Source organism: Halobacillus sp. BBL2006 (genome assembly GCF_000786645.1).
Classification (GTDB): domain Bacteria; phylum Bacillota; class Bacilli; order Bacillales; family Halobacillaceae; genus Halobacillus.
Genome location: NZ_JRNX01000144.1, coordinates 1 through 6,014, shown reverse-complemented (window position 1 = coordinate 6,014; position 6,014 = coordinate 1). Strand labels below are relative to the sequence as shown.

The window sequence follows — 6,014 nt, the reverse complement described above, 5'->3', positions numbered from 1 at the left end:
TGGATATTGATACAGGGGCTGTGTTTGGCGGGAAGCTGACGTTATTAGAGCTGCCTTCCCATGAAGTGTACACCGTTTCCTAAGTAAAGATTATACCTTACAATTGACTCGATTTTTAGAAAAAATCAACTCTTAGAACCTCACAGTAGTTTATTACTATTGTGAGGTTCTAATCTTTCTATAGCAAATCTTGACACACCCTTACCTAATGACGAAGAAGGGACGCATCATTTCATAATCTTCATGCTCAAGAATATGGCAATGCCACACAAACAAACCAGCGTATGGGCCGAACGGGACGATGATGCGTGTAATTTCATTAGGATTGGCACGCACCGTATCTTTCCACCCTCGCTCATTCAATTCCGGTAGCATACGTGGAGCGGTAGGAACGACTCTTCCTTCTTTTTGATAGATTTCTGCATCAAACGGTTGGCGGTCAATGATTTGAAAACGAACCAAATGAAGGTGGATGGGATGAGTCCCATGGGAAACATTAACGAGATTCCAAATCTCCGTACTGCCTAATCTGGGCGTTTCTGAAATGGGGTCTGACCACAACCGGCCGTCTAACAAGTGGATGGACCGGCCATAGGAGTCAGGTCTCATGCTGAGCTTTAACATTCGGACCTGTTGAAAGCTTGACAGCCTGGGAACGGTATCCAGAATATCAGGAATGGAACTCTCATCTAGGCAAGTAAGAGGAGACACCACATGGAACTTCATGACAGATCCAGTTGTATCCGGATCTGGCTTCTCCCCTTTAGGGAAAGGGGACGCTGCATCATTCTTAAGCACGATCGATTCGCCATAGCAACAAGAAAAATCGACAATAACATCCGCTCTTTCTGCAGGCGCTATGAGTAGAGAGGGGACGCTTATCGGTGTCTCTAATAACCCTTGATCAGTTCCAATTTGGACAAAAGGTAAACCATTTGAAAGAGATAATCGGTAAAACCGTGAATTAGATCCGTTAAGTATTCTGAAGCGATAACGTCTAGGTTCTACATTATAATAAGGCCAAACTTTTCCATTTACCAAAATAGTGTCACCGAAAAATTCTTCCAAAATGGAAGGGTCCACCTCAGAAATCGGTTTGGCTGGTTGAGAGGGGTACAGAAGACTTCCATCCGGATGAAATGAACGATCTTGAATTAGGAGGGGGAGATCATATGGATTCTGGGGCAGGTTCAAGCGGATTTCTTCTGGATCATGAATGATGTACATCCCCGCTAACCCTGCATAGATATTTAAACGTGTGATTCCCAAAGCATGATCGTGGTACCACAGCGTTGTTCCATTTTGTTGATTGGGATAGGTATAGATTCTGTTAGTAAAATGCGGTCCCACTTGTTTGAAATCTTTTGTAAACCACGCTTCAGGATAGCCATCACTTGCCGAAGGCGTAGCACCTCCGTGTAGGTGCACGACCGTTCGAACTTCGGGCACGTTTTCCCCAGCTCCATGAACAGTGGTATCAATGGGAAGAAAGTGTTTGGAAGGGAGTTTATTTTTCCACAATACATGAATCGGTTGATTCTTCTGAACATGAAACGTAGGGCCTGGATAGTGCCCATTATATCCCCAGATCTTCGTCGGAGGAAGGTCTTGATGCAGCTTCTGGTACGTTTCGCTCATCGTTACTTCATAAAAAGGCATGTGATGAATGTTAGCGTTTGGAAGAATAGTCTTCATAATGGGAAGTCGATCCACAAACTTTTCCAGCATAAGCATTCTCCTTTTTACAGATAAAGTCCCTACTTTATTGCATTGAGCTGAATCTATATCCTTCACCGAAACCCCCACAATGTATTTAAATACCCATAGTGCTCTTAGATTCCTTAGATCCCCTGACTTGTCTCTAAAACCATTGAGATGACCATGCAGTGGTTGTGTTGAAGCAATGGCTGGAATCTTCTCGCTAACATGGATGAGACAATAACTGATTTTTCTCGTCCTTAGAGATGCCTTTTTTAAGGTCTCTTTTATTATTCAAATAATCTATTTACCAAAACATGAATTAGCCGGATAAGGAGAAGGAAGGAGGAATACCCAAAAAAAGAATAGATGTGCTTCCAATCTGAGCTGAATGCAATCCACCCTGCTTCTTCAATCATTGGCTCAAGCAGCATCGCCAGCAAACCTGTAAGAAAAATAAAACCGAATCGAGTCCAACCATTCAATGCCTTCATTATCCACAAAGCGAATAAGGAGAATAACGGAATAACTATCAAGGTGAAGCGAATGTCTACGGGAAATACTGCTGGAAAGGGGCGGGCATGAAAGTTATAGTAACCTTGACCGATGAACCATAATTCTATGTAAGTGGTCAGCAGGGCGGCTGACACCATAGTAAAGAGGTAGGAAAACAACTGCGATTTACTGCTTCCTATGAAATAAGATTTTTTTGGTAAAGACCGTCCACTCGAGTTTTTCGATGGTTTTACAGTAGTCATGTTTAATCTCTCCATTTACGTTATCGGGAATAGGTTCTAGAAAATCAATGCCGGTCCATTTGGTAAACCAGTCGCCATCTTCAGCCTTCGTTTGGTTACTATTTTTCCAAGCATACTCCAGTCTCGGACTATAAATATGAGGGCTGTTTGTTTGTAACGTACAATTTTTCGTTTGAGGAATATACAATCCCCCCGGTACTGTTTCTTTCACGTCATTAAACAGATGAGGCCAGTAATCTTTGCGAGATCCCGTGTGGGGATTGGCTGCTGCCCAGTCAACAATACGCTGCAGGCGCTTTGAATCTGAAAAAAGTAAAGCATATAATTGTTTCCCTAATTCGATTCGTCTTTCCAAAGAAGAAAATTGGTTTAACGTTTGCCCAATTAGTAAATTTCTTTCAAAGGGCTTTTGTGAGTAGGGAAATAATATATGGCTCATGTTCAATAAGTCCTGTAATTTAAACATAATCGTCTCAAGTACCGTATTTTGGTAGACGGGGTGCTGGATGACCCGTTTTTCCAAATAGCTTTGTTCATTAATTATCATTGCTAAGGAGAGGTTCGATCGGTTTTGGTTTTTCCAAAAGTCCGACCAAACGACTTCCATAAATGTTGACACATTTAGATGAGGAAGAAGGTCGAAGAGTGGCTGCTGCCTTTTCAAACTCTCTTCATAGAGGAGAAATTGAGGATAAATATCCTGGAAAATCAGCCAATTCCCTCGTTCTAAGAATGAAAAGAACTGTGTTTGTTCTTTTTCAGTTAAAAGCTTTGCTAAAAATTCTCCTTTTAAATCTGTCATACTCCAGCCGCCATTGCGCGAAACCATGTGGCCAAGTAAAGCCCATTCGATTTCTGGATGCCGTAAATAGAAGTCAAAATAAGCTTGAGTACGTGTCACATTATTACTATTAAACTGCTCCGTTTTGGCTCGAATCGATGCGATCAGCTGCTGGTCCTTCGGTGACAGTGAAGTAACAGGCTGGATAGCCTTTACATTGGATTTCTTTTTCAATTGGCTTTTTAATTTTGTCAGGGAATGAAAAGTTCCTGCAGCCTCAACCAGAAGCAATCTCTCCTCTCCAGGAATGTCTTTCAACTAGGCATAAGGATAAGTGGTCATAGTTTTTAGGAGGGGGATGGTGAAATCTTCTTTTATTTGAACTAGAACGATTGAATTAACATTATTAAACGGGAAGACTCTCATGATGAAACTAGGGTTAATTGGAACCGAGGTGCGAAGGCTTCATATATGATCATCTTATTTCGTTCTGTGCAGATTCATGAGGATAATTTAATTGAGGCCTTATCATAAAATTATTCATCCCTATTCTTAATAGATGGCGAGCATTTACTAGTCATCTTTTTTTGGTGATAAGAAACACCGATATAGGCACTGTGTATTTGTACATAATTCGAACATGACGATATCCTTGTATTAAAAGAGACATGTTACGATAACTTTAGAAATACATAGGAGGAACGTAAAATGACGAGAAAGCTATATTATGAAGATCCTTATAAAATGGAATTCGACTCTAAGGTTGTAAAAATAGATCATGATAAAAGTGGACCATTTGTGGTGCTGAAAGAGACAGCATTTTATCCGACGGGAGGCGGGCAGCCTCATGATCAGGGCACATTGAATGATATTGAAGTGATTGATGCAGAAGAAGTCGAAGAAGAGGTTCGTCATTACACAAAGGAAGAACTTCCAGAGTCTACTGAAGAAGTGCACGGAATCATTGATCGAGAACGACGCATCGACCATATGCAGCAGCATTGCGGTCAGCACATCATTTCAGCTGTATTTGATGACCTGTTCAACCTGCCAACGACGAGCTTTCATTTAGGTAAAAATACGGTAACGATCGATTTGGATACGGAGCATCTATCCGAAGAAATTTTGCAAAAGGCTGAGGAGAGGGTCAATCAAATCATTCGAACAAATTATCCTGTTGAAACCAAGTGGATGTCCGTAGAAGAGGCCGGAGAGTACCCACTTCGCAAACCGCTTGCTGTCGATGGTGATGTTCGACTAGTAATTATTCCAGACATCGATTACAACGGATGCGGAGGAACACATCCTGAGTCCACAGGCGAAGTCATGACTGTTAAGTTTCTAGGATGGACGAAAAGCAAGAAACAGGTACGCTTGGAATTTGTCTGCGGTTATCGGGTGCTAGATAAGCTCGGGCAGAAGCACCAGATACTGACCGAATTGAAACAGCTTATTCCTAGACCGGAAGAGCAGTTTGTAGGAGAAGTCGATCATCTAATCAAGGCAAGCAAGGAAAAAGATAAGAAAATGGCTGAGCTTGAGGGGCAAATCCTTCAGTACGAAGCACGTGAGATTATTTCAGATGCAGAAGGAAATAAAGTGATTCAGCGCGTCTTTCAGGACCGCCCGATCAAGACACTTCAGTCGCTGGGAAAAGCGATTATCGAAGAAGCATCAGATGCTTATCTCATCCTTGTCAGTGAACAGGAAGATCAGCTGCAGTTTGTGCTGGCTAGTGGAGCAGAGATCGATCGGAATATGAATGAGGTTGCCAAACAAACGATGCCTCTTATAGAAGGAAAAGGAGGCGGCAAACCGAATTTCGTACAGGGCGGAGGAAAAAAGTTAATGGATGGAGCTGATTTTGCTGATCGAGTGAAAGAGCGGTTGTAGATTTTCTTCAAAATAAGTTTCCTATAATATGAAATTCAAAGCTTGCCCCCTCTGCTAGATGGGAAAGGAGGCAGGCTCTTTTTTTATCAACATTTGCTACATGTATTCCAGGCTGGAGCGAAGGAGTATCAAGTAGATGAAAAACCTTATCTCTATTTGTGAACACTTTTGGTATTTTTATGAAAAATAAAGAATAAATTGTAAGAAGGTGGTAAGATTCTTTCATATCCTATAATTCTTCGAGGATATGCGTCTTATTAAAATTAGAAGAGGTTGATGAAAAAGTGACCATGCAAGTGAAAGAAGCTTCAATTTTCGATCACACGGGAAACAAGATTATGACCGAAGACCGTGAGATAGCGATTATCGCCAAAATGGAAGATCCTAAGATTGCTATTTTAGGAAACGTCGTAAGTGAGGCTGAGTGTGAGGAGCTGATCCGCCTTTCCAAAGATCGTTTGAATCGATCGAAAATTGGATCCCGACACGAAGTGAGTAACATTCGGACGAGCAGCAGCACCTTTCTGCCGGAGGATGATATTACGATGAGGATCGAAAAGAGACTTTCGCAAATTATGAATGTACCCGTTGAGCATGGAGAAGGACTTCACATTTTAAATTATAAACAGGGCCAGGAATATAAAGCTCATTATGATTATTTCAAATCAAAAGTCAAAGCAACAAATAACCGAAGAATCAGCACGCTTGTTCTTTACTTGAACGATGTTGAAGAGGGGGGAGAAACCTATTTTCCGCACATGAATCTATCAGTTTCCCCTCAGAAAGGCATGGGCGTCTATTTTGAATATTTTTATTCAGATCCTGTGATCAATGAACGGACACTTCACGGCGGCTCCCCGGTTACTGTAGGGGAAAAGTGGGCG

General features: G+C 41.7%; 5 protein-coding genes. 2 read left to right on the top strand and 3 right to left on the bottom strand.

Annotation, left to right across the window (positions count from 1 at the left end; genetic code table 11):
* Positions 1-201 precede the first annotated feature (201 nt).
* The 3 genes from LD39_RS05265 to LD39_RS05255 form a co-directional block, all read right to left on the bottom strand.
* Positions 202-1,734, bottom strand: a complete 1,533-nt coding sequence (locus LD39_RS05265; protein WP_035543676.1) for a multicopper oxidase family protein — start codon at positions 1,732-1,734, stop codon at positions 202-204.
* Between the two features lie 254 nt (positions 1,735-1,988).
* On the bottom strand, positions 1,989-2,372 hold the full coding sequence (locus tag LD39_RS05260; RefSeq protein WP_156112571.1) for a CBO0543 family protein: 384 nt from the start codon (positions 2,370-2,372) through the stop codon (positions 1,989-1,991).
* Between the two features lie 7 nt (positions 2,373-2,379).
* Positions 2,380-3,528 carry a DUF2515 family protein gene (locus tag LD39_RS05255; protein WP_052158738.1) on the bottom strand — a complete coding sequence of 383 codons (1,149 nt, stop codon included), beginning with the start codon at positions 3,526-3,528 and terminating at the stop codon, positions 2,380-2,382.
* A 417-nt stretch (positions 3,529-3,945) separates the two neighbouring features.
* On the opposite strand from LD39_RS05255, the gene LD39_RS05250 reads away from it, so the two are divergent.
* Both LD39_RS05250 and LD39_RS05245 read left to right on the top strand, forming a co-directional pair.
* A complete protein-coding gene (locus LD39_RS05250) occupies positions 3,946-5,130 on the top strand; it encodes a serine-tRNA(Ala) deacylase AlaX (RefSeq protein ID WP_035543670.1) in 1,185 nt (394 codons plus the stop codon).
* A 290-nt stretch (positions 5,131-5,420) separates the two neighbouring features.
* The coding region (locus tag LD39_RS05245) for a 2OG-Fe(II) oxygenase (RefSeq protein ID WP_035543674.1) at positions 5,421-6,014 on the top strand (594 nt) is incomplete at its 3' end.